At 47.5% G+C, this 22577-nt stretch carries 22 protein-coding genes and 1 other RNA gene; 14 read left to right on the top strand and 9 right to left on the bottom strand.

The features are described from left to right. Positions 1-190: 190 nt before the first annotated feature. On the top strand, positions 191-1207 hold the full coding sequence (locus EJL91_RS04370; RefSeq protein ID WP_125140719.1) for a CPBP family intramembrane glutamic endopeptidase: 1017 nt from the start codon (positions 191-193) through the stop codon (positions 1205-1207). Between the two features lie 56 nt (positions 1208-1263). Here EJL91_RS04370 and rnpB read toward each other — a convergent pair. From rnpB to EJL91_RS04350, 4 genes are all read right to left on the bottom strand, one after another. Next, positions 1264-1625, bottom strand: an RNA gene (gene rnpB, locus EJL91_RS04365) — RNase P RNA component class A. A gap of 885 nt (positions 1626-2510) precedes the next feature. Next, positions 2511-2936 (bottom strand): aspartate carbamoyltransferase regulatory subunit, encoded by a 426-nt coding sequence (locus EJL91_RS04360; protein ID WP_125140718.1) that lies wholly within the window; start codon positions 2934-2936, stop codon positions 2511-2513. Continuing rightward, positions 2930-3853 carry an aspartate carbamoyltransferase gene (pyrB, locus tag EJL91_RS04355; RefSeq protein ID WP_125140717.1) on the bottom strand — a complete coding sequence of 308 codons (924 nt, stop codon included), beginning with the start codon at positions 3851-3853 and terminating at the stop codon, positions 2930-2932. Before pyrB ends, EJL91_RS04360 begins: the two co-directional genes overlap by 7 nt. Positions 3854-4171: 318 nt before the next feature. Further along, on the bottom strand, positions 4172-4399 hold the full coding sequence (locus EJL91_RS04350) for a hypothetical protein (protein WP_125140716.1): 228 nt from the start codon (positions 4397-4399) through the stop codon (positions 4172-4174). Between the two features lie 186 nt (positions 4400-4585). Between EJL91_RS04350 and EJL91_RS04345 the strand changes: the two genes are divergently transcribed. Beyond that, positions 4586-4789 carry a helix-turn-helix domain-containing protein gene (locus tag EJL91_RS04345; RefSeq protein ID WP_125140715.1) on the top strand — a complete coding sequence of 68 codons (204 nt, stop codon included), beginning with the start codon at positions 4586-4588 and terminating at the stop codon, positions 4787-4789. 121 nt (positions 4790-4910) lie between these two features. Here EJL91_RS04345 and EJL91_RS04340 read toward each other — a convergent pair whose 3' ends face one another. Together EJL91_RS04340 and EJL91_RS04335 are read right to left on the bottom strand one after the other, a co-directional pair. Next, the gene (locus EJL91_RS04340; protein ID WP_125140714.1) at positions 4911-5135 is read right to left on the bottom strand and encodes a hypothetical protein; all 225 of its coding nucleotides are present in this window, start codon (positions 5133-5135) and stop codon (positions 4911-4913) included. Positions 5136-5250: 115 nt separating this feature from the next. After that, the gene (locus EJL91_RS04335) at positions 5251-5442 is read right to left on the bottom strand and encodes a hypothetical protein (protein ID WP_125140713.1); all 192 of its coding nucleotides are present in this window, start codon (positions 5440-5442) and stop codon (positions 5251-5253) included. Positions 5443-5625: 183 nt separating this feature from the next. Here EJL91_RS04335 and EJL91_RS24495 point away from each other — a divergent pair, with 183 nt between their 5' ends. The 5 genes from EJL91_RS24495 to EJL91_RS04315 all read left to right on the top strand — a co-directional run bounded on the left by EJL91_RS24495 (position 5626) and on the right by EJL91_RS04315 (position 10785). Beyond that, on the top strand, positions 5626-5787 hold the full coding sequence (locus EJL91_RS24495; RefSeq protein ID WP_164516744.1) for a type II toxin-antitoxin system antitoxin: 162 nt from the start codon (positions 5626-5628) through the stop codon (positions 5785-5787). A 285-nt stretch (positions 5788-6072) separates the two neighbouring features. Then, the gene (locus tag EJL91_RS04330) at positions 6073-6495 is read left to right on the top strand and encodes a hypothetical protein (RefSeq protein ID WP_125140712.1); all 423 of its coding nucleotides are present in this window, start codon (positions 6073-6075) and stop codon (positions 6493-6495) included. A 330-nt stretch (positions 6496-6825) separates the two neighbouring features. Beyond that, complete coding sequence (locus tag EJL91_RS04325; protein WP_125140711.1) at positions 6826-7593, top strand: ABC transporter ATP-binding protein; 768 nt, start codon at positions 6826-6828, stop codon at positions 7591-7593. Then, positions 7590-9437: a COG1361 S-layer family protein gene (locus EJL91_RS04320; RefSeq protein ID WP_125140710.1), complete on the top strand. Its 1848-nt coding sequence runs from the start codon at positions 7590-7592 to the stop codon at positions 9435-9437. The genes EJL91_RS04325 and EJL91_RS04320 overlap by 4 nt, the downstream gene beginning before the upstream one ends. After that, on the top strand, positions 9424-10785 hold the full coding sequence (locus EJL91_RS04315) for an ABC transporter permease (protein ID WP_125140709.1): 1362 nt from the start codon (positions 9424-9426) through the stop codon (positions 10783-10785). Before EJL91_RS04320 ends, EJL91_RS04315 begins: the two co-directional genes overlap by 14 nt. A 109-nt stretch (positions 10786-10894) precedes the next feature. Here EJL91_RS04315 and EJL91_RS04310 read toward each other — a convergent pair whose 3' ends face one another. From EJL91_RS04310 to EJL91_RS04300, 3 genes are all read right to left on the bottom strand, one after another. Further along, positions 10895-11506 (bottom strand): DJ-1/PfpI family protein, encoded by a 612-nt coding sequence (locus tag EJL91_RS04310; RefSeq protein WP_125140708.1) that lies wholly within the window; start codon positions 11504-11506, stop codon positions 10895-10897. A gap of 181 nt (positions 11507-11687) precedes the next feature. Continuing rightward, positions 11688-13037, bottom strand: a complete 1350-nt coding sequence (locus EJL91_RS04305; protein ID WP_125140707.1) for an MATE family efflux transporter — start codon at positions 13035-13037, stop codon at positions 11688-11690. A 133-nt stretch (positions 13038-13170) separates the two neighbouring features. Further along, positions 13171-15126 (bottom strand): oxidoreductase, encoded by a 1956-nt coding sequence (locus EJL91_RS04300; protein WP_164516743.1) that lies wholly within the window; start codon positions 15124-15126, stop codon positions 13171-13173. 304 nt (positions 15127-15430) lie between these two features. Here EJL91_RS04300 and EJL91_RS04295 point away from each other — a divergent pair, with 304 nt between their 5' ends. From EJL91_RS04295 to EJL91_RS04265, 7 genes are all read left to right on the top strand, one after another. Then, positions 15431-16348, top strand: coding sequence for a GntR family transcriptional regulator (locus tag EJL91_RS04295; RefSeq protein WP_125140705.1), 918 nt, complete (start codon positions 15431-15433; stop codon positions 16346-16348). Further along, entirely contained in the window at positions 16345-16716 is a 372-nt protein-coding gene (locus EJL91_RS04290) for a GntR family transcriptional regulator (RefSeq protein ID WP_125140704.1), read from the top strand. Before EJL91_RS04295 ends, EJL91_RS04290 begins: the two co-directional genes overlap by 4 nt. A 333-nt stretch (positions 16717-17049) precedes the next feature. Next, complete coding sequence (locus EJL91_RS04285; protein WP_125140703.1) at positions 17050-18669, top strand: ABC transporter substrate-binding protein; 1620 nt, start codon at positions 17050-17052, stop codon at positions 18667-18669. Positions 18670-18702: 33 nt separating this feature from the next. Further along, positions 18703-19647: an ABC transporter permease gene (locus EJL91_RS04280; RefSeq protein WP_125140702.1), complete on the top strand. Its 945-nt coding sequence runs from the start codon at positions 18703-18705 to the stop codon at positions 19645-19647. A gap of 21 nt (positions 19648-19668) precedes the next feature. After that, complete coding sequence (locus EJL91_RS04275; RefSeq protein ID WP_164516742.1) at positions 19669-20685, top strand: ABC transporter ATP-binding protein; 1017 nt, start codon at positions 19669-19671, stop codon at positions 20683-20685. 16 nt (positions 20686-20701) lie between these two features. Beyond that, positions 20702-21520, top strand: coding sequence for an ABC transporter permease (locus EJL91_RS04270; RefSeq protein WP_125140701.1), 819 nt, complete (start codon positions 20702-20704; stop codon positions 21518-21520). A gap of 28 nt (positions 21521-21548) precedes the next feature. Then, on the top strand, positions 21549-22526 hold the full coding sequence (locus tag EJL91_RS04265) for an ABC transporter ATP-binding protein (protein WP_125140700.1): 978 nt from the start codon (positions 21549-21551) through the stop codon (positions 22524-22526). The last annotated feature ends 51 nt before the right edge of the window (positions 22527-22577 follow it).

The raw sequence follows: 22577 nt of genomic DNA, 5'->3' as shown, positions 1-22577 counted from the left end.
CTATCCCAGTCATGCCAGGTAGCATTGCATGACTGGGACAGATGCCGTTTCTGGCTCAATGACCCGAACTATTCGGTCAGGCGGTTGCTGCATTTTGACTGTGCCGCAGGTGATTTGGAAATTTTTCATGTTGGTCAGAGTATATGGAGAGTTTCATCTATATTCATGTGTAAACAAGAAAGGAGCCGTGTTGAATCAAAGTAAAATTGAGATGGTTGAAAAGAAGCAATTGCTTATATTCCTGTCTGTTGCTTTTGTACTGCCATATCTAATGGGCATTTTGATGGGGTATGCGTATAACAGGGGAATCGATGTGAGCTTTTTTCCAAATGCTCAGATGTATTATCCGGCAGCAGGCATCATGCTGGCAATACTGGTGGTAAAAAAAGAGGATGAGTTGGTTCCCAGAAGATTTTATTTTTTCTTTATCACAATTACGGCAGTGATTTGTCTGATGACGATTGCCAGTGTGTTTGTAGCTAATCCGGGATTTATTGCATTTCTTAATTTGGTTATAATCATAGGTTCTGTTGCCTCCTGGCTCATTCTTTTTGCAGAGAAGAAGGAAAAGCGGGAATCATACGGGTTAAGGGCACATAATGGAAAAGCGTCTGCGCTGATGGTTATATTATTTTTAGGGCTATATTTAGGGAGGGTTTTTCTGTCTTATTTAGCCGGCGGCCAGATGGATGAATTCGCACAAATATTTCAAAATCCACGGTTTTACAGCATGATTTTTATATTGCCGGTCAACTTTTTTCTTGTATTTACAGCCTTTTTTGGCGAAGAATATGGGTGGAGATATTACTTCGCACCGTTTCTGCAAAAGCACTTTGGTAAGGTTCGGGGTGTACTGCTGCTGGGAGTGTTGTGGGGACTTTGGCATCTGCCGATTAATATATTCTATTATAGCCCGGAGACCTGGCTTCAAAGCATACTTTCCCAACAGATCACCTGTATCGGAATAGGCATTTTCTTTTCCTATACCTATTTGAAGACCAACAATATTTGGGTTCCGGTGATATTGCATTTTCTGAATAATAATCTGATAGCCGTGCTGAACAGCGGAAATGCAGCCGTGATTCATAATCAGTTAATCGGCTGGAAGGATGTCCTGCTGCTCCTGATCTTTAATATGGTATTATTCGTGCCGTTTATTTTCACAAAGGAATTTAGGGGGCGGGAAAAGAAGGATAACAGCCTTTAGAAAAATTTCAGAAGAGTTCAGCCTGGTGCGGCAGATTCAAAGTTAGATATAATAATGTTTTGAGCAAGACGATAAGCCGGGTTATGTCGTTGAATGGCCATCTATCTAGTTTTACCGTCGCCGGTAAATTCAAGCGACCTACCCGGAGGCAGACGGGCCGCCTTACGCCTCCTGTTCGGTCTTGCTTCGGATGGGGTTTACATGTGCCCCGGCTGTTACCAGCCGGGCGGTAGTCTCTTACACTGCCCTTCCACCCTTACTGGAACCGGCACAACGTGCCTGTCCAGCGGTATATTTCTGTTGCACTGTCCTTGGAGTCGCCTCCACCAGACGTTATCTGGCATCCTGCCCTGTGAAGCCCGGACTTTCCTCACCTGCAGCCTTTCGGTCCTGCAGCCGCGGCCATTTGTCTTACTCAAAACGTTACAAGTTTATCATATTTTTTCGTATTTGTCTAGGGATTTAGTTGAGATGTGAGGACGCCTCTGTAAGATGGCGGACGGGGGAGTGGGTGGGTGTATATGAGTCTTCAGTCCCGGTTGGTAGGGTGTGGTGAGGGGGAATCCAGGAGAAAAAATTCCTACGGGGACTCGCTTCCGCTTGTGGAATGCGCAGCGGATGCTAGATTCGAAAATACCTCATCAAGCACCGGCGGATTCCAAGGTCTCCCTTCGGAAAGTTTTCTCCTTCCTTCCCCGGGCAGGTTGTCGACGGGACTGAAGACTCAGCGAAGTGTGTTGCCCCGTCCGCCGGCGTCAGGGGCTGATTGTCTCTTTCGTCAAGTGCGGCGGTGGTATTGTCGCGGCCACCATATAGTTGCGATTCTTTTACATTCTGACGATGTCTTGGACTGCATGAAAAGAGTATCGGAATAAACACTCTAAGATTATAAGCTTACACAGTCTCATCGTGAAGAGGATATAGTTTTTAGGCATCCTGAGAAACGTAGTGGCAGCGACAAGCGCCTCCCCCATTGAAGGAATAGGACAGATCAGCCGCCGCAGGCCAGGGGCCGGGCAGCCGTCTTGGCTGAGTCTTTCGTCCCAGCCATAACTTTCCTGGGGGGAAGAAGGGAGAAAAAGATTCCGGAGGGAACCTGGGAGTTCATCGGCACTTACCGAGGTATTTTCGAGGTTAGTGACCGTTATGTACTCCAACGAGCGCAAGCGTTTCCCGGAGGAACTTTTTCTGCCCGGATTCCCCGCCCGCGACAACCTGACGCCCGGGACGAAAGACTCATCGATCCCCCTCACCACCCCGGTCCCTGGCCTGACGGCGGCGTCCTCATTTCTCAATCACCCCCCTATTTTGAATATTTCTCCTCACAATACTGGCATCTATAGATTTCTTTTTTCTCATCCGCAAGGTAGAAAATATGCGGAAGTTCCTGCTCGATGGAGGTGATGCAGCGTGGGTTCTTGCAGTAGATTACATTGGTAATCTTCTTTGGCATCCTCACCCTCTTTTTCTCTACGATATGACCGTCCTTGATGATGTTGATTGTGATATTGTGATCGATATAGCCAAGGATATCCAGGTTCACCAGGTCGAGGCCTCCGTCGATCTTGATGATGTCTTTTTTGCCCATCTTACTGCTCTTGGCATTCTTGATGATGGCGGTCTGGCAGTCCAGCTTTTCCAGGCCCAGTTTAAAATAGATATCCATGCTTTTTCCGGCCTGGATGTGATCCAGGACAATGCCTTCTGTTAATCCGCTGATATTTAACATGGTTTTTCCACCTCCAGTAATGTCATAATCAATGCCATTCTCACATACACTCCATACTGCACCTGCTTAAAATAAGCGGCGCGCGGATCGTCGTCTATTTCCACGGAGATTTCATTTACCCTGGGAAGAGGGTGCAGGACAAACATATCGTCCTTTGCCAAATCCATCTTCTTCTTGTCGAGGATATAGCAGTCCTTCATGCGGATATAATCTTCCTCATTGAAGAAGCGCTCTTTCTGGACTCTGGTCATGTAGAGGATGTCCAGTTCCGGCATTGCGTCGTCCAGGTTCTCAAGCTCCCTGTATTCAACATGGTTGGCGTCCAGCACATCCTCGCGGATGTATTCCGGTACACGCAGTTCCGGCGGGGAAATCAGCACGAAGCGGATTCCGGTATAGCGGACCAGTGCGTTAATCAGCGAATGGACTGTACGTCCGAATTTCAGGTCACCGCAGAGTCCGACCGTCAGATTGTCAATTCTTCCTTTTAAAGAGCGGATTGTCATTAGATCGGTTAATGTCTGGGTGGGATGCTGATGGCCGCCGTCGCCGGCATTGATAACTGGAATAGAAGATTTGGTAGAAGCTACCATAGGGGCGCCCTCTTTGGGATGACGCATGGCACATATATCTGCAAAGCAGGAAATAACCCGGATTGTATCAGAAACACTTTCGCCCTTTGCAGCAGAACTGGAATCGGCGGAAGCAAAACCTAATACGCTGCCTCCCAGGTTTAACATTGCCGCTTCAAAGCTTAAACGTGTTCTGGTGCTTGGCTCGTAAAACAGGGTTGCTATCTTTTTGCCGTCACATACGTGGGCGTACCTGCCGGGGTTCTTCTCAATATCAGAAGCCAGATCAAGCAGCAGCTCGATCTCCTCGACAGAAAAATCTAAGGGATTTAACAAATGTCTCATTTGGCTCTCCTTTTTATGCTTTTTGAAAAATATTATATAGCATTTCAGGTCAGATTACCATAGGTTTTGTAAAAAAAATGGAACGATGTGAGTACTTTAGACGTAACACAAGGAATCCGGGTCCTTTTATGGAGCATTTTCTTTTAAAGGATTCTGTAGTATGATTAAAAAATAGGCAGAGAAGAAAAGAACAGGAAAACAAGGCATCTTATTAGATGCCGAACCGTTTCGGAAGAGTCCGGCGGTCACGGGCAGTTATGGTAAATCAGCCGCCCGGCAGCGCCTCAGGGCAATTGTTTTCAGAGGCGCTTTGGCACATTAACCCTTCGGCTCAGGTTCCCTGGGGGGAGTATGTTTCTTCCTGGCTTGCCTGTCTTCTTCCACAAGCCTTTCTAATTCTTCCAGCATTTCTTTAGACATCATAGTGGGCCGTTTTCGCGTTTTCACGATATGTACAATGTGAAATACAAAGCCGGTTACAGCAACATCGGCAACGGACCAATAATACAGAATGTTGTTTTTTAACTGGTGCCATTTACTTCTCATTTTTCCTCCTTCTGTTTTTCATAAACCCGATATGTAAATGGATGATGCGGCAATCGCAGCCCGCAAATTAACCGCTGTCAGCTTTTACCCTCCTTTAGAAAATAGTTTAGTAAATATATGTACTAAAATCAATAGTAAATATGTTTACTATGTTATCCTTTTTTCACTAAAGGGGATAATGTAATTATGGAATATGTGAAAATTATCAAAGATCTGAGAGAGGACTGTGACATGACACAGCAGACGGTTGCCGATTATTTGGGCACCAGTCAGACAATGTACGCGCGTTATGAGAGAGGGGCGTCGGAGCTGCCGATTAGACATCTGCTGAAACTGTGCGATTTGTACGGCGTGAGCGCGGACTATATCTTAGGCAGAGGAAAAAAGTAGGGCAGCCTGAAGAATTGGCTGCCTTTTTAGCAGGCAGATCCTGAAAACGGGAAATTCCCTGATATATAGTGAAGGGACATTGAAAATCAGCTGCCGCCTTATTTCAACATCCCTATTCGGTCTATTTGGCTGTTAATAGTCCTAAAGCCATCAGGTAGCCACCCCTGAAGCCATATTCCTCCCAGTCGGCGATTACATCCACCAGGAGAGTCTCCATGACTTCCCCATCCGGATGGGCGCGCATCATTTCTATCAGCCTGTTTTCTGCTTTGGTAGGAGAATGGTCACCGGCGATCTCTTCGCGCGGTCCGGTTGCGTACCAGGAGTAGATTTCCTCTATAGTCATAATGTTACCCCTTTCATTTGTATGTGCTATGATTTACGAGCTTCCAGCCTGAAATTTCAGCACAGGCAGTTGGGAAAGTATGAAACCCGGAAGATAAGGACAGCAGGGTAAATGGTTATTGCCCGTCTGCTTCTTCCGCAATTTTTCTCAGTTCTTCCAGTATTTCATTTTGGCTATATTTCGTTCTTTTCGGGGGTAATTTCCCCGTTTTAACATAATGGATAATATAGCCGGAGAGTCCGGTTAAAACAACATCAAGGACAGACCAATAATAAATAAGATTATTTTTTATATGGTTCCTTTTCATACTTTTTTCCTCCCTATTATTAAAGAATATCACTGTGTTCCTTTATTTCCAATGGTAAATAATGGAAATTATTTTATGGTCAAATCCGGGAAAATATTGTGTACTTAAAACAAGTCCATTTGCAACATTGTATCACAAAACGTACTTAAAATGTACTTGATATTAAACTTTGGAGGAAAATACATGGAAAAGAATAAACATCTTGGATTGAGAATAGATGAAAACACGCATCGGAAACTGACTATATTGTCGGAATATGAGGGGCGTTCCATCAACGGAGAAGTCCTGTATCTGATCAGACAGGCGATTGCAGAACATGAGAAACAGCATGGAAAGATAGAATAGATAAGGCGGCAGGGAAGAAACCTGCCGCTTTATCCATATCTTATATCCGAATGATATTGTACCTATAATGTCGTAAAAAATGATGAGACATTATCTTTCAGGGCGAAAGTTTATTTCTAATATTGTATATGTTATAATGTAAAAAATACTGATGGGAAGGAGGTATATGCAGGAAGAATTAGAAAAAAGAAAATGTTATATTCAGCAACTTAAAAAATTTGTCAGGCTGATTCATCTCAGGCAGATAAGGTGTATTTGATAAACTGGAAGTAATGGGGGTACCGCATGAAAATATATCATAAAAACTATTTTGTGTTCGGTTTTATTTCGCTTTGTGCTTTGCCGCTGTTTGCATTGAACATAATAAAAGCTGATTGGTGGCAGTGGGGCATTACATTAGCAATTTCCGCAAAATTTTTATATGTTGGACTTTCAAAGCCAGAAAGCGAACAACAGAGCAGGATTGAAAAAAACTATCGAAGAGTGTCACAGGAGCTTTACGGGAAGTATGCTGTGGTAAAAACAAATCTTCCTCTGGTTATTCTGGTAGCCTTTTTCACAATTACTCTATTTATCAGACTTGTCTTTAATATTGTTATTCCAGCTTGCATTGTTGTGTGTTTTCTGATTGTTCTGACTGTTTCCGTTTTTTATAGTATTGGTCTTGACCGTAAAATTAAAGAACATATTGACAATGACACAAATTAAACAATGACAGTTTGTCTACCTGCGTCAGATAAAAAATAAAAGTAAAACGTCCTGATTTTCTGTAAGAACAGAAAACAAGGCGTTTTTTGTTGATAGACAGAATGATTCGGCCACCTGTCTTTTAGTTTGAAACGTTAAATAAAATACATTTTTGCTAAATTAGGTTAGTAACATGTTAGTAACAAACCCAACGGTTTTATCGGATTTTGCCCTTATCCCGCGTAAGAAATCTTTAAGGAACTTTAAGAAAAATGAGGTGGGACAATGGGAGTCTATTATGTATAATAAGATAGAGCAGCAAAACCAGGATATGACACAGGAGGAAACAATGTGGAACTTAGCCATGAAGAACTTGTAAAAGAGAAGGTTCCCGCCATACAGGTGAAGAACTTATACAAGGTCTACCGCGTTGGTGAGACGAAAGTATACGCCCTGAACGGTGTGGATTTTACAATGTATAAAGGAGAATTCTGCGCGATAGTCGGAACGTCCGGTTCCGGTAAATCGACTCTGTTAAATATGCTGGCAGGTCTTGAGAAGCCGACAAAAGGCGAGATAGTCATTGCGGGAAAGCACATCGAGAAGCTGAATGAAAACCAGCTGGTATCCTTCAGACGGGAGCGGGTCGGATTTATCTTCCAGTCCTACAACCTTTTAAATACGATGAATGCGGTGGAGAACATCGCGCTGCCCCTTTCCTTTCAGGGAATCGGCAAAAAGAAGAGAATCGAGCGGGCGAAGAAGTACCTCGATCTGGTAGGCCTTGATAAGGTAGGGAACCATATGCCGAACCAGATGTCGGGCGGCCAGCAGCAGCGAGTCGGAATCGCCAGGGCGCTGGTGGTGCATCCCCAGATCATCTTTGCCGATGAGCCGACGGGAAACCTGGATTCCAGGACGACGATGGAGGTGCTGAAGTTGATGCAGAAAATCGTGCGGGAGCACAACCAGACGCTTGTCATGGTTACCCACGACGACCATCTGGCTACATATGCAGACAGAATATTTCATATTATCGACGGAAAGATCGTTAAGATAGAAGAAAACCACCAGCGTGCCGGTGGTGATACGGAAGACGGGGAGGAGAAGACAGAATGAAAAAGTGGAAGAGAGTGCCGGTGATTGCATTGATTGTCGTGCTGCTGGCAATGATGGGAACGCAGGTGGCGACGGCGGAAATGCTGGATATGAACCAGTTTAACGACGATACAATCACAGTGAGTAAGGTGCCGAAGGGAAAAGCGGGAAATAAGATTTCCATCAAGATGACAATCCATAATAAGGGCACAAAGGGAGACAATAATTTAGAGAAGATCAGACTGGCCAATTCCTACGAATATGAGCGTATTATGGAGCGGCAGTTCGGAGAGGCCGACGATTCAGATGAGGGAGAGCTCCGGTGGTACGACAAATCATTCCCATTCGAGGCGGATTCTACCACATTCAAAGAGAAAGATATCAATGTGAAGCCCGGCTCATCCAAGAGCGTCACACTGAGCTATAAATTAAGGCGGGATTTGACGGCAGGCTATTACCAGGCGTTTTTTATCATTGACGACAGTATCGAAGTAGGCGTAAACATTTGGGTTTCCGCCTATGACGGTTCCACGGAAGAGGATGACAATACAAAGCTGGACTACGATTTTGCAATCGGTGAAAACCAGTTTACCCCGTCCGCAGCCTATTCCCAGGTAATGAACTTTGGAGTGAATTTAAGAAACAGCGGCCTGAAAAAGGTTTATGATGTCCGCGTAGACATGCAGCTGGATCCCGACATCACGAAATTTCCGTTCGATATCAACGAGGGCAATTACCTGCGGTATATGGGAGATATGGATCCGGAGCAGACGGTTACCGTTCCGTACAGCATGGCGGTGAGAGAGGAAGTCAAATCGGGTTTCTTCCCAATCCATTATAAGATTTCATACAGGGAAGAGAGCGGGGGCGATTTCATCGATCCGGTCGATAAAGTATTTTATGTCAGGGTAGTGGGTAAAGATGAGGATGAACTTTCCGCTGATGCAGGGGAAGAGGACAGAACCAAGGCCAGAATTATTGTAGACAGCTTCTATACCGTGCCGGATGTCGTTTTTGCGGGCCAGCCTTTTGAACTTCACGTCACAATGAAGAACGCATCGTCCGATGTAACATCCAGTAACATCATGTTTACTTTTGCTTCGGAAGAAGTAGAGAGCAGCCCTGTTTTTACATCGGATACGGGTTCCACTTCCGTGGTGGTAAACCAGCTTGCTCCCGGTGCGACGACGGACTTACAGATGGTTTTCAAATCGTCGCCGACGGCCAACCAGAAGTCTTATACAATGACAATTAAGGAACAATATGACAGCCCGGAGTTCAAGAATGCCAAGGAAGAAGTCAAGATATCGATTCCTGTTAAACAGGAACCGAGGCTGAATACGGGTACTATCGAGGTTATGCCCGACAGCATTAATGTAGGTTCCGAGACAAACGTTATGTTTGGAATTAATAATACCGGCAAGGTGCTGCTTTACAATGTCATGGCGCGTTTTGAGGCCGATTCAATCCAGACGGCCGACGCTTATGTGGGTAATATCAAGCCGGGCGAGACAGGCAACGTGGATACCATGGTGACCGGCGTGGCTCCGACTATGGACGACGGGAAAGTGAAGATCATTATTTCATATGAAGATGAGAACGGACTGGCGACCGAGATTGAGAAGGAGATGATGCTCTATGTCAATGAGGCGTCGGATGATTTCGGAGATATGGAAGCGGGAAACATTGACGGCATGGAGGGAATGGACGGTATGGAAGGGGAACAGACCTTCTTCGGCAAGTATAAGATGGTGATATTCCCGGCCGCAGCCCTCATTATTATCATTGCAGCCACAACGGTAATTGTAATCAGGAAAAAGAAGAAGGCGGCGCAGGAAGAAGGAATGGACGATGAGATTCTTTGATCTTTTGTCAATGAGTGTCAACAGCCTGCTTCGGAGAAAACTCAGGACGTTTCTTACGGTTCTGGGGGTTGTGATTGGTACGGCTTCCATTGTGGTCATGATTTCTCTGGGAATTGGACTGAACAAGTTCACGATGGAGCAGTACGAATCGTCGGGGAGCCTGACTGCGATACGGGTCTACAATTACGATCGCGGTAATTCCAGTGATAAGACCAATCCGGAAGACAGCTTTATGACAGATGATACGATGAAAGTGTTTGAGCGGATCCCGCATGTGGTTTCTGCCTACCCGAAACTCAACATGTTTGTGATTATGAAACAGGGAGTCTACGAGGGGAATGTCCAGTTAGTCGGAATTCCTTTATCAGCCATGAAGGATATCAAACTGGGCGAGGGAAAACTTCCCGACGCCGACTCTCAGGACATGGAAATGGTGGTCGGAAATATGACTTCGCAGGATTTCTATAACTCAAAGACAGGGGACGGATATGACTACAGGACGGGCAAAGGCCCCGATGTGGATTTCATGAATAAACCGCTCTTCACGATCTTTGATACCGATGCCTATTACCAGTCGAAATATCCGTCCGGAGGGGACGGGACGTCTCCGGCAAAGCCTCCGAAAAAATATATGCTGAAGACTGCCGGAATAGTGGAAGGCGGACCGGAGGACTGGAATGAATACAGCTACGGCATTTACGTCGATATCGAGAAGCTGAAGACACAGCTCAAGCAGATATTTAAGAAGAATCCGATCCCGGGACAGCCGACCAACAAAAAAGGTAAACCGTACAACTATTTTGTCTATGAACAGGCTACCGTGAATGTCGACGATATGAAGAATGTTGTGGAGGTCCAGAAGGCTATCAACAACATGGGATACGAGGCAAACAGCCAGATGGAGTGGCTGGAACAGTCCCAGAAGCAGTCCAACATGGTGCAGGCCGTACTCGGCGGCATCGGAGCGGTATCTCTCTTTGTAGCGGCTATCGGCATTGCAAATACGATGATGATGTCCATCTACGAGAGGACCAAGGAGATAGGCGTTATCAAGGTGCTTGGATGCGCAATGGGAAATATCAGAAGCATGTTCCTGATTGAGGCCGGGTTTATCGGTTTTGTCGGGGGCGTGGTCGGGGTGCTATTAAGCTATGGAGTCTCCTTCCTGATTAATAAATTTCTGGCAGGAGCCCTGTTATACGGAATGACCAGCAAGCTGTCGATGATTCCGCCATGGCTGGGTTTTGCATCAATCGGCTTTGCCGTATTGATCGGTATGATTGCCGGATTCTTCCCGGCTCTCAGAGCGATGAAGCTGAGTCCGTTAGCGGCAATCAGGAATGACTAATAGAATATTAAAAAGGGACGCTTTTCGGGCGTCCCTTTTACTGATATCGGGAATCCGGGCGGCACGTGCGAATTACTGCCGCCAGGCTGGACTATGTCTATGTTTCCATTTAATCAAAACTTACATCTTTTGGCAGCGGAGCATTGTACAGTCCCTGCTTATGAAACTGGAACCATTCCATAATTTTATCTTCAGGGGCGGCATTCAGGGTGAGGAGGACTTCTTTTGCAAATTCCAGAGGCGCGGTTCCGTTTGCGGTAATGATATTCTGATCGCTCACCGCCGGTTGAAGTACATAGTTTTTCTCTCCTGTATATGCTTCTTTCGACCATGCCTTCAAATCCTTCAGATCATTGCTGGTATGCTTGCCTTCATTTAATACACCGCAGGCGCCTAAAAAAACGGAGGCATCGCAGATACCGGCTAATACCCTGCCTTTTTCGCGGCACTGTTCAACGAGCGGCTTAACCTGCAGCGCCGACTCTTCTCTCCATGATAAGCCGCCGACTAAAACCAGGGCCTCATAATCACCGGGGACAGAGTTTACCGTATAGTCGGGCAGGGCGCGGAATCCTCCGATAGACCGGACGGCCCCGTCGGTCAGGGATACGGTTTTGACTTCATATTCTGCCTGGCCGAGCATATAGAGGGCGGAAGACAGATAAGCCGCCTCCCAGTCCGCATATTGTTCCAGAATTACAAATAATATCGTTTTCTTCATTGTTTTTCTCCTTTTCAGATGCCATATAGTTTCTATTATAACACGTCCCGCCGTTTATTTATGCTTTTTCTCAAAATGGAAACCACAGAATATTCATTCAGGAAAAAGCGGTGGAATGGCAGACTAAGAACGGCGGGAAAGCATCTGCTTCCACCGCCGCTCCTGCAATATTTTTGTAACATCAGTCTACCGTCACATGCTGTCTCCATCGCCCTGAAAGAATATAGAAAAATACAAGAATGCCCCCTCCAAGGGTGGCCGCCGGGACTGCAATTCCGATCCCCAGGATCCCCATATGAAATCCAAGGGCGAGCAGATAGGCGACCGGAACCCGTATGATGAGTCCCTGGAGTGTGTTGCTGCACAGCGTAATCAGCGTGTGGCCGGTTCCGTTGATGAAACCGTTGGCCGAGAACACGAATGCAGTCAGAAGATAGTCCGCACAGAAGCCACGGATGTACAGGGTGCCGTAACGTATCACTTCCGGTTCACCCCGGGCAAGTACACTCATGAACTGCGGTGTGAAACAAATGGTTGCCAGAAAGAGGGGAATACCGATAAGGAGGGAAAGGCTGATTCCCTCTTTCAGGCAGGAGAGGGCGCGCTCCGGTTTTTTTGCGCCGATATTCTGTCCCGTCATGACGGCCATGGCTCCCGACATTGCGGAGCTGGGCAGCATGGCGATATTATTGAATTTGCCTGCCAGCTGGGCGGCTGCCGAAGCGGCGTACCCGTACTGGTTGATCAGGGCCGTCAAAAACATGAAAGAGACAGAGGAGATGCTGTTCTGGACGGCGGCCGGAAAGCCAATCTTTATAATTAGAAAGACTTTGGTGCGCCTGAGCCGTAAATTCCTGCGAGACAGCCGGAAAATATTGCTCTTTTTGACAAGGTATACTGCGGAGATAAAAAAACTGACTGCCTGGGAGATAACCGTGGCCCAGGCGGAACCGTCCGGTCCCATCCTGAATCCGGCGACAAACAATAAATCCAGGAACACGTTGAGCGTTCCCGATACGGCCACAAAGAACAGGGGTCTTTTGGAGTCGCCGGTTCCATTTAAAACCGAGCTGATGGCATTATATTCGAAGACAAAGAAATTGCCAAGCATACAAATGCGCATATAGCTGCAGGCGTTGTCAAATGATTCGGCAGGAGTTTTCAGGAGTATCAGGAAAGGGCGGGCTGCAAGGTACATGACGGATGTCATAAGCACGGCACAAAGGGCAAACAAAGTAAGCAAGGTTCCAATGGTCTCTTCTACATCCTCCCTGCGCTGCGCTCCGACATACTGGGATATTAAGACGGTTCCGCCCGAAGCGAAACCGATAATTAAAAATGTAAAAGCAGATACAACCTCGCCGCCGATGCCGACTGCCGAACTGGCGGCGGCTCCGCCTACCCACTGAACGATCAGCATGTCAGCAGTCATGTACAGATTTTGAATCAGGCTGGACAGAAAGAATGGGAAGCTGAAGAGTATCAGCTGTTTTCTTACGCTGCCCTCGGTGAGACTGTGTCCAATCTGCATGAGGTGAAACTCCTTTTCCTTTAATTATGGTGATTTAACCCGCGCGCAGTGCGTACGGATTATTCGTGTTTGAGGCGGTAAAAAGCCGTAATACATGCTTTTCACCGCCTGATATAAAATATGATGGATTGCTTTATAAGTCCATGGCCGCAAAGTAGCCGTAATGAAGCGCTTCCAGAATCTTGGCCGGTTTCTTGCAGTCGCCGACTACGTAATATTCATCGACACAGCCGCGCAGGCTGTCGGTTACGTCATTTAATGCCTTCATTCCGGCAGCGGCGAGGACAGTTCCGGCAGGGAATACCACTGCGTTTCCTTCTGCGTCTGTTCCGTGCACTCCGTCGTCTGCAATTTCAGAACATGTTATCTGAGTCCGCAGCGTGAGTTTTTCTTCTTTTTCAAGCTCGATCATCAGAGCTCTCCAGTGCAGGAACGGGGCATCGGTGGCGGCGGCGTCCTTCATCTCAAGGATTGTGACGTCATATCCTTTTTCCTTTGCCAGGTGAAGGCCTTCCTCACAGCCGACAAGTCCGCCTCCGATTACGACAACCGGTCCCTCGATTTTTACGTCATCCTCTAAATGGGCGGCAAGATGTACAAAGGGTTTATCCATGCCGGGAATCGGAGGAGCAGAGGGAGCGGCGCCGACGGCGATAATCAGTGCGTCCGGTTTGATGGAGCTTATCAGTTCCGGGGTTGCCTCTGTATTCAACAGAACCTCGATTGGGCGGTTCTTTACACGGTTTTCCAGTACCTGCATCAGCTTTTTAATATCTTTTTTAAAGTCAGGGCGGACAGCGTAGTTTAAAGCGCCGCCGAGAACGGAAGATTTCTCAACAAGCGTTACATCGTGGCCTCTGTCGCTGGCTGTTACGGCAGCCTGCATGCCCGATGGGCCTCCGCCCACAATGACAACCTTTTTGCTGACAGGAGCTTTTTTCGGCTGTCTGCTTTCCAGTTCCCTGCCGCAGAGCGGATTAACGGTACAGCGGCTGACCCTGGTCGGGTATTTTATGTAAGGAACAAAGTTGCCGCTCAGGCAGTAGTTGCAGCGGATACACGGTGTGATGTCGTCCGCATGGCCTGTTTTGGCTTTTACCGGGAAATAGGGATCGGCTACGATGCCTCTGGCCATGGCCACCATGTCGGCGGTGCCGGAGCTGATGATTTTCTCAAGCTCTTCCGGATCGTCGAGTGCGCCTACGGTCGTTACCGGCGTGTTCTTCACTGCTTTTTTAACCGCCTCTGCCAGATAAACGTTGCATCCCCTCGGAAGGAAGGTGTTGGGGAACATTCTCTGCGCGGCGTCCTTATCGTGGAAACTGGTCGCGGATACGTGAATCAGATCCACCTTGCCGTCCAGCATTTTTGAAAGTTCAATGGCCTCATCCAGGTTGAAACCGCCCGGCATAAATTCGTCGCCGCTGATACGGTATTCAATCGGGAAATCTTTGCCGCATTTTTTACGGATATTATCAATGACCATCATGGAGATTCTGGCCCTGTTTTCAAGGCTGCCTCCGAAACGGTCGGTACGCTGGTTGTTGACGGGAGATAAGAACTGTCCTAGAAGCCAGCCATGGCCTCCGTGTACCATACACATATCGACACCGCCCAGTTTAGCCATCTCTGCGGCATCGCCGAATTTTTCCACGATGTATTCGATCATGGCTTCATCCATCTCGATGACCTGTCCGCCGTAAATGCAGTCACCCGCACTGGGGCCGTAGACTTTGCCGTTTGTATACTGAGGGTGTGCGCGGCGTCCGGCATGAATCAGTTCTATGGAGGCTGCGGCGCCGTGGCGTTTAATCTCGTCGGTGCAGTCGATAAGATAGGGGAGTATCTCTTCTGAATCGAGGGGAACCATGCGTCCGTGTGCTTTGCCCGTAACGGTGTCTACGAGGCTTTCTCCAATGGTTACAATGCCGGCGCCGCCTTTTGCGCGTTCTCCATAGAGGGCTATATTGGCCGGAGTAAGATAACCTTCCGGCGTGAGATCGGAGACGCCCATGGGTGCCACTTCAATTCTATTTCGAATTGTAAGAGAGCCGATTTTGATAGGTGAAAATAAATTTGGATACATCATAAGTCTGCTACATCCTTTCATAAATAAATTTCTGCATGCCTTCATGCAATGATTGATTGACGATGAAAAGTCCGCAGTGCGTACTTTTCGTTGTTTTTGATAACATTAAATTATTTTGTAAATTTTCAGAAATATGCTGTTGATCGGATCATACACAAAAAAGTGTGTTAAGTCATTTCAGAAAACAGACAGCTTGTTTTAATATTTGTGCATAGAAACAGAAAATGATCTAGCCCAATGTCGGAAAAGGTATATTTTTTTACGAAAATATAGTATAATTTAAAAAATAAGGTGGGATTGGTTTATGAGGATAAAAATTGATATGAAGGACAGCAAGCCTGCTTATATGCAGATGTCCGAACAGATTATAGGAGCCATAAAGGCCGGGGAGTACGGACAGGGGGACAGGCTGCCGTCGGAGGCTGAATTCTGCAGCGAAACGGGGCTGGCTAAGGGTACGGTCAGGAAGACATTTGATAAGCTGGAGGCGGAAGGATACATACGGAGAGTCCATGGCAGCGGCACTTATGTGCAGGGCTGGCAGCCCGGTCTCAGGCACATGGTTCTGTTTGGGGACAAGTGTGCGAAGGAGGGACTTGGACCCGAGGAAACTTACCGGCTGATCAGTGAAGCCTGCAGCCGCTTTTTTGTGCCCGATATCCCGGAGGAGGCGGCCATGATCGACTGCACGCCGGAGATTGCAGGCGATATAATCAGAGATCTGCTGAAGGTGTGGAAGTTTAATATAACCTACTACGAGGTCGGCGGTGTGAGGGCCGGAGAGGTGATTCCAAGGGAGGAACTCTGGATTACCACGAAGACTCATTTTGAAGAGGTGCTGCCCGTGGCGGAACTGGCCGGGAAGCAGCTTTTGCAGGTGAGGCTGGCCGTACCCGACACGGAGGAGGAAGAGATTGGGGAGCTGGATGACGACTGCCTGCTTGGCATTGTCTATGACAGTCAGGATTTTCTGATGCACATCAGCCATACTCTTGCTCTTTTAGGAAGGCACAATACCTTTTACCTCTGCCAGAAGGAAGAGTGGGCGGATAAGAAAAAGGCAATCCGTTCCGACGACATCATATGGCTTGTGTCCGTGCAGGAAGAAGAGATCATCAGACAGATGAAGACGATGGGAAGCCGCTATATAGTGTTTAATTATGGAGTGACAAAGGAATCTTTGGAGCAGATTAAAGGATTTATGGAGCGGAGAAAAAGATGACGGAGAGAAAAGAAACACCAGTCTATGGAAAGATTGTGGATGATGTCAGGAGAAGAATCGAGTCCGGGCAGTGGCAGGAAGGCCAGAAACTCCCCGGGGAAAGAGAACTCTGTAATCTTTACGGGGTGGCGCGCGGAACCTTAAAGGCTGCGTTTTCCGAACTTCAGAAAGCAGGTCTTATCAGGCAGGTGCGCGGGAGCGGAACTTATGTGGAGAGCAGGGAGAAGGGTGTGGAAGATCTGGAGAAACAGGCCGATGATCTCGTCGCTTTTCTGGCTTCCCTGAGGTTGGGCGAAGACGAAATACTGACACTTGGAAAAACATTCATATTACAGAAATCAACGACAGAAGCCAAAGACGGAAAATAAACTTGCAAAGAAAGTACAAATATATATTGACAATTTACAAAAAAAATAGTAAACTTTGGACAAGTTACTGATGCAGAGCTTAAATAACAGATTAAAATTCATGTGATGAAAGCTCAAGTCAGGATTGGTAGTGAAGCAATCTGAAATATCGAATGTGTGTGGAATTTCGGAACGTTTTGCTTACCTCTAATTGTTGATGGTATAAGGTCGGATTATTGTGCCTTATATCGTTGCTTTGTGAAAGCAATTCTAAGGCTTTACAGTAAGGATATCAGTATTTCAGTCATTGCTTCCGTTCCTGCTAACGATTTAAGTGGAAAAGGAGAGAGGCAAATGAAGGGAATCAAGAGTTTGAAAAAATCTAACAGGAAATATCTTGCGCTGCTTATGGCCGCAGTTACGGCAGCAGCTTCTTTAAGCGCATGTTCCGGCAGTACGTCCGGGGATGCGTCACAATCCTCATCAGCAAAAACAGAAAATGGCGGGAGCAGTTCAGGCGGCTCCGTACTTCGTGTAGGCAGAACCTGGGATTCCGGCAACGGCAATTTTGATCCGGCTACTTTCTCAGGCATTTCCTTCCAGTTCGGCCCGGACGTATTCGAGTCACTTCTTCAGTATGACGAGAATCAGGAACCGGCTCCGTTTCTTGCAGAATCATGGGAAACTTCCGATGATTTAAAGACCTATACCTTTAAACTGCGCCAGGGTGTGCAGTTCCACTATGATTACGGCGAGATGAAAGCATCCGACGTAGTATTTTCAGTCGGCCGCCTCTCGGATCCGGCTATCAACAACACGGCGACTAATGCGACGAATCTCGGCCTCACGAACATCGATAAGGTGGAGGCCCCGGATGATTATACTGTAGTATTTACCTTAAAAGAAGGCGATGTGTTCTTCCCGGATAAGGTTGCCAGATCTTACCTCACCATCACAAGCCAGAAGGCAGTGGAAGAGATGGGACTGGAAGAATACCAGAAACGCCCGATTGGAACAGGCCCATTCATGCTGGAAGACGGCGGTGTGCCTGGAGAGAAATACAGCACAGTTAAATTCGACGGATACTGGGGACAGAAAGCCAAACTGGATCGCGTGGAATACTATGTAATCCCGGACGATGTAACGCTCGCCAATGCAATGGAGGCGGGAGAAATCGATACATACGACGTAAATAACCTGGAAAAAGTCGAAGAATACATGGCAGATCCGGATACTTATGTGCTTCTCAACGCCAGAGACTCCGCGCAGTCCTTCATCGGAATCAATGCCAACTTTGAACCGTTAAATGATCCGAAGGTACGCGAGGCAATTGCACTCAGCATCGACCGCGATATGGTCTGCAACGAATATTTCAAGGGAACGGAAGAGGTGTCCAAAGGTTTCCTTCCGACGTTCTGCCGTTACGCACTGGAAGATTACTGGAATCCGGAATACAACCCGGAGAAAGCCAAAGAACTCCTTGCAGAAGCGGGATATCCAAACGGCTTTGAGATTGACATGTACTCCCCGAACGATACACTAAGTTCCGGCCCGGCCACACTGGTACAGCAGTTCCTGACACAGATTGGCCTGAAAGTGAACCTTCAGACGGTAGACTTCGGAGTATGGCTGGATAAGGCAAAAGCCGGAGAAATCCCGATTTACCTGTTCTGGGATTCCTGTCCTGTTATTCCTGACAACGTATTAAAACAGTTTACAAGTGAAAGCATCATCAACTATATTGCATACAACGACCCGGAATACGACAGACTCGTTGCAGCGGCAGTGGAAGAGAACGATTTGACAAAGAAAGCGGAACTCTACAATGAGGCACAGAAGAATATCATGGATTCAGGCTGCCTTTACTCAATGACCACCTATTCCATCCACCAGGTTGTAAATCCGAAAGTAAAAGATTTAAAGATTACAACGGGTCTGATGCTGACATGCCGGGAGGCATACATCGAGGAATAATGGTTGCGCAGTAACTATGTTAAGGAGTAGTCTATGAAAAAATATTTTGGTATGCGTGTTTTAATGGCGATTCCGACCATTTTAGGCGTGTTCCTGGCTGTATTTCTGATTATCAGGATGGTTCCCGGAGATCCGGCCTCCGTCATGCTTGGAAAGACTGCAACTCCGGAAGAGCTCACACTCTTCCGGGCGCAGAACGGCCTGGACGAACCGATGCTTACGCAGATGGGAATTGCCGTAAAGAAATTCCTTACAGGTGACCTGGGTGAATCCCTGTCGTCCCATAAAAAAGTGACCGTGCTTTTGAAAGAACGTTTTCCGCGCACACTGGAGCTGGTGCTCTGGGGAATGGTGCTGAACTCCATTCTGGGAATTATCTGGGGAGTGGTCGCCAGCGTACACAGGGGCAAATGGCCCGACTACGTCATCAGCGGCATGAGTACGATAGGAATGTCTCTGCCCTCGTTCTATGTGGCGATTATCGTTCTGGTGGTGCTTGCCGTGAAGCTGAAGCTGATACCGGTTATCGGCATCCAGAGTGAAAGCGCCAACTATTTCCAGACGATTGTGGCTCCGGTGCTTACCATGGTGCTCGGCGGAAGCGCCCTGACCATACGTACGACACGTTCCAGCATGCTGGAGGTCATGGGGGAGGACTTTATCAGGACCGCAAGGGCAAAGGGACTCAGCGAGAAAGCCGTTTTATTCAAACACGCCCTGAGAAATGCGGCAATCCCCATCGCCACGATCATCGGCTATAATCTGGCGTCCAGTTTTGGCGGTTCAATCGTCATTGAAACTGTCTTCAACAGGCCTGGCATCGGAAAGCTTCTGATGGATGCGGTGACTAAGAGGGATTATCCTGTCGTACAGGGAACGGCCGTATTTATTGCTATCCTGCTGATCGTCGTAAACCTGTTGACGGATGTCATGTACAGCATCATCGATCCGAGAATCCGTGTTCAGTCGGATAAATAGTGAAGAAAGGCAGTTGGGACAATGAGTGTAATGCAGGAATGTGTGCAGGATAACGACGATATCCTGCAGGTAGAAAATATATGCAAATATTATAAAGCAAGCAGTGGAAAATTATTTGATAAAACAGTATTCAAGGCTGTCAATCAGGTGTCCTTTTCTGTAAAACGCGGAGAAACCTTTGGACTCGTTGGAGAATCCGGCTGCGGAAAGAGCACGCTGGCGAAGCTGGTTATGAAACTGATGGAAGCATCAGGGGGAAAAGTCGTTTTCGACGGCCAGGATATCACGAACATGCCGAAGCGGCAGTTAGATGCAATCCGCAAGGACATGCAGATCGTGTTCCAGGATCCTTACGACTCCCTGAATCCGCGGTTTAATTTAAAACAGATTGTTGCCGAGCCGATGGAGAATTTCGGCTACAGCAGGGAGCAGATAAACGAACGTGTAAAAGAGCTGTTTCAGGAAGTGGGACTGCCAGAGAAACTGATGGTCCGCTATCCCCACCAGCTATCGGGAGGACAGAGACAGAGGCTCTGTATCGCCAGAAGCCTTGCCCTGTCGCCAAAACTGCTTCTCTGTGATGAAGTCGTATCGGCGCTGGACGTTTCCATCCAGGCGCAGATACTGAACCTTCTTCTGGATTTAAAGGAGAAAAACGGCCTGACCTATGTATTTATTTCCCACAACCTGGCAGTGGTAAAATTTGTTTCCGACAAGATTGGGGTTATGTATTTTGGTAAGCTGGTAGAGGTTGCTGATAAGGATGAGCTGTTTGAAAACTGTCTCCATCCATATAGCTGCGCCCTCCTCTCGGCGGTGCCGATTCCGGATCCCGACGTGAAGACGAAACGTCTGATTCTGCAGGGGGATCTTCCGAACCTCATGAACCCTCCCAAGGGCTGTATTTTCCAGGACAGGTGTCCATTTGTTAAGGATATATGCCGCTGTGAGGAGCCGGAGCTTACCGAGTTTTCACCGGGCCATCAGGTCGCCTGCCACAGGGCCGGGGAACTGGATTTAAGCATTGTACAGGAATAGGCAGGAGGATAAAGCTATGATTAAATTTTTAAAGAAAAATAAGGGGATTGCGGCCGGTCTGCTTATCCTGGCTGTCATCGTCTGTCTGGCGGTTTTTGCCAATTTTCTGACCCCTTATGCATTTGATACGATAACGCTTTCCGATAAGCTGCAGCCACCCAGCGCCAAACATATTATGGGCACCGACAACTTTGGGCGCGATGTCTGGACAAGAGTTATCTACGGAGCCAGGATTTCCCTGACCGTATCTCTGGCGGCGGTGGCGCTGGGCCTGGTGCTCGGTTCCATTTTAGGGCTGATGGGCGGTTATTTTAAAGGTCCCTTCGACTTTACCCTAGGCCGTGTCATGGACGTATTCATGTCGTTCCCGTCAATTTTACTTTCACTGCTGATCGGAATCGCCCTGGGGCCGTCCGTCCTCAACATGTGTCTGTCGCTGGGAATTCCGTTAATACCGGCATTTTACCGTGTCACGAGAGGCGCTGCCTTAAACGTGGGGGAGAGAACCTATGTTATGGCGGCGAAATCCATGGGCACAAAGAGCAGCAAGATTCTGTTCCGTCATATCCTTCCGAATACGCTGCCTCAGATTTTTGTTATTCTTTCCTTCAGCGTCGGCGGCTCCATAATGGCGGAGTCCTCACTGGGATATCTGGGATTCGGCATTCCGAAGCCGACACCGTCCTGGGGACTTGTTATCAGCGAAGGCAAGAGCTACATATTCAATGCACCCTGGATTGCAGGTTTCGCCGGACTGATGATTGCACTTACAATCTTTGCATTCAATCTTTTGGGCGATGGTATCAGAGATTATCTGGACCCCAAATTAAAATAACGGCAGTAACGCTTTAGGAGGTACGAAGTTGGATAATGATAAAATTTTGGAAATAAAAAATCTGTTCGTAAAATTTCCAATGGACGGCGGAGCAATCCATGCTGTAAACGGCGTGAACCTGTCACTGGGCAAAGGTGAGACTCTGGGTATTGTAGGAGAGTCGGGATGCGGTAAGAGCGTTACGATGTCGGCGATTCTGCGTCTTTTAAAGACGCCGCCCGCACAGATAGAAGGGGAAATCTATTACAAAGGCCAGAACATTCTGGATATACCGATGAGGGATTTCACCAGAATCAGGGGAAAAGAGATTTCCATGATATTCCAGGAACCGATGACCAGCCTGGATCCGGTTATTAAAATCGGACCGCAGATTGCAGAGAGCCTGATGCTGCATGAGAGGATGCTGAAAAACGCGGCGATGGCAAAGGCCCTGGAACTTCTCAAACAGGTAGAGATTCCCAATGCGGAAAAAAGGATCAATGACTATCCCCACCAGCTTTCAGGAGGAATGCGCCAGAGAGTTATGATTGCCATGGCTCTGGCCTGTAAACCGCAGATTTTGCTGGCGGACGAGCCGACTACGGCCCTGGATGTGACAATTCAGGCACAGATTATGGATTTGATTAAAAAGCTCCGCGGCGAATACGGAATGAGCATTATGATTGTGACGCATGATTTGGGCGTAATCTCCGATGTCGCCGACCGTGTTGTAGTATTTTACAGCGGCCAGATTGTGGAGGAGGCTTATACGGCCGACCTGTTTAAACACCCGAAGCATCCCTATACGAAAGGACTTCTCACCTGTATTCCGACGCTTCAAACCAAGGCAAGCCGTCTGCAGGTAATAGAAGGAAATATTGCCGATCCGGCCAACCGCCCAAGCGGCTGCCCCTTCCATCCAAGATGCCAGTATGCGACGGAGCGGTGCAAAAAAGAAAATCCAAAGCTCCACCCATGCGGAGACGGACATCTTGCGGCCTGCCATTTAATGGAGGGCAACGGCTGAGAGTAACGAGGCAGCTATGAAAGTACGGAATCGTTAAGTTTAATTTAAGGA

The organism is Clostridium transplantifaecale (genome assembly GCF_900626075.1).
Lineage (GTDB): Bacteria > Bacillota > Clostridia > Lachnospirales > Lachnospiraceae > Otoolea > Otoolea transplantifaecalis.
The sequence above is the reverse complement of the archived record's forward strand: the minus strand, read 5'-3'. Positions and strand labels throughout refer to the sequence as shown.

Bases quoted from the DNA above. Each gene is read 5' to 3' on its own strand.
- EJL91_RS04300 (WP_164516743.1), bottom strand. From the start codon at position 15,126: ATGATGTATCCAAATTTATTTTCACCTATCAAAATCGGCTCTCTTACA.
- EJL91_RS04305 (WP_125140707.1), bottom strand. From the start codon at position 13,037: ATGCAGATTGGACACAGTCTCACCGAGGGCAGCGTAAGAAAACAGCTG.
- EJL91_RS04275 (WP_164516742.1), top strand. From the start codon at position 19,669: ATGAGTGTAATGCAGGAATGTGTGCAGGATAACGACGATATCCTGCAG.
- EJL91_RS04320 (WP_125140710.1), top strand. From the start codon at position 7,590: ATGAAAAAGTGGAAGAGAGTGCCGGTGATTGCATTGATTGTCGTGCTG.
- EJL91_RS04290 (WP_125140704.1), top strand. From the start codon at position 16,345: ATGACGGAGAGAAAAGAAACACCAGTCTATGGAAAGATTGTGGATGAT.
- EJL91_RS04350 (WP_125140716.1), bottom strand. From the start codon at position 4,399: ATGAGAAGTAAATGGCACCAGTTAAAAAACAACATTCTGTATTATTGG.
- EJL91_RS04345 (WP_125140715.1), top strand. From the start codon at position 4,586: ATGGAATATGTGAAAATTATCAAAGATCTGAGAGAGGACTGTGACATG.
- EJL91_RS04280 (WP_125140702.1), top strand. From the start codon at position 18,703: ATGAAAAAATATTTTGGTATGCGTGTTTTAATGGCGATTCCGACCATT.
- EJL91_RS04295 (WP_125140705.1), top strand. From the start codon at position 15,431: ATGAGGATAAAAATTGATATGAAGGACAGCAAGCCTGCTTATATGCAG.
- EJL91_RS04360 (WP_125140718.1), bottom strand. From the start codon at position 2,936: ATGTTAAATATCAGCGGATTAACAGAAGGCATTGTCCTGGATCACATC.
- pyrB (WP_125140717.1), bottom strand. From the start codon at position 3,853: ATGAGACATTTGTTAAATCCCTTAGATTTTTCTGTCGAGGAGATCGAG.
- EJL91_RS04330 (WP_125140712.1), top strand. From the start codon at position 6,073: ATGAAAATATATCATAAAAACTATTTTGTGTTCGGTTTTATTTCGCTT.
- EJL91_RS04310 (WP_125140708.1), bottom strand. From the start codon at position 11,506: ATGAAGAAAACGATATTATTTGTAATTCTGGAACAATATGCGGACTGG.
- EJL91_RS04285 (WP_125140703.1), top strand. From the start codon at position 17,050: ATGAAGGGAATCAAGAGTTTGAAAAAATCTAACAGGAAATATCTTGCG.
- EJL91_RS24495 (WP_164516744.1), top strand. From the start codon at position 5,626: ATGGAAAAGAATAAACATCTTGGATTGAGAATAGATGAAAACACGCAT.
- EJL91_RS04270 (WP_125140701.1), top strand. From the start codon at position 20,702: ATGATTAAATTTTTAAAGAAAAATAAGGGGATTGCGGCCGGTCTGCTT.
- EJL91_RS04335 (WP_125140713.1), bottom strand. From the start codon at position 5,442: ATGAAAAGGAACCATATAAAAAATAATCTTATTTATTATTGGTCTGTC.
- EJL91_RS04315 (WP_125140709.1), top strand. From the start codon at position 9,424: ATGAGATTCTTTGATCTTTTGTCAATGAGTGTCAACAGCCTGCTTCGG.
- EJL91_RS04340 (WP_125140714.1), bottom strand. From the start codon at position 5,135: ATGACTATAGAGGAAATCTACTCCTGGTACGCAACCGGACCGCGCGAA.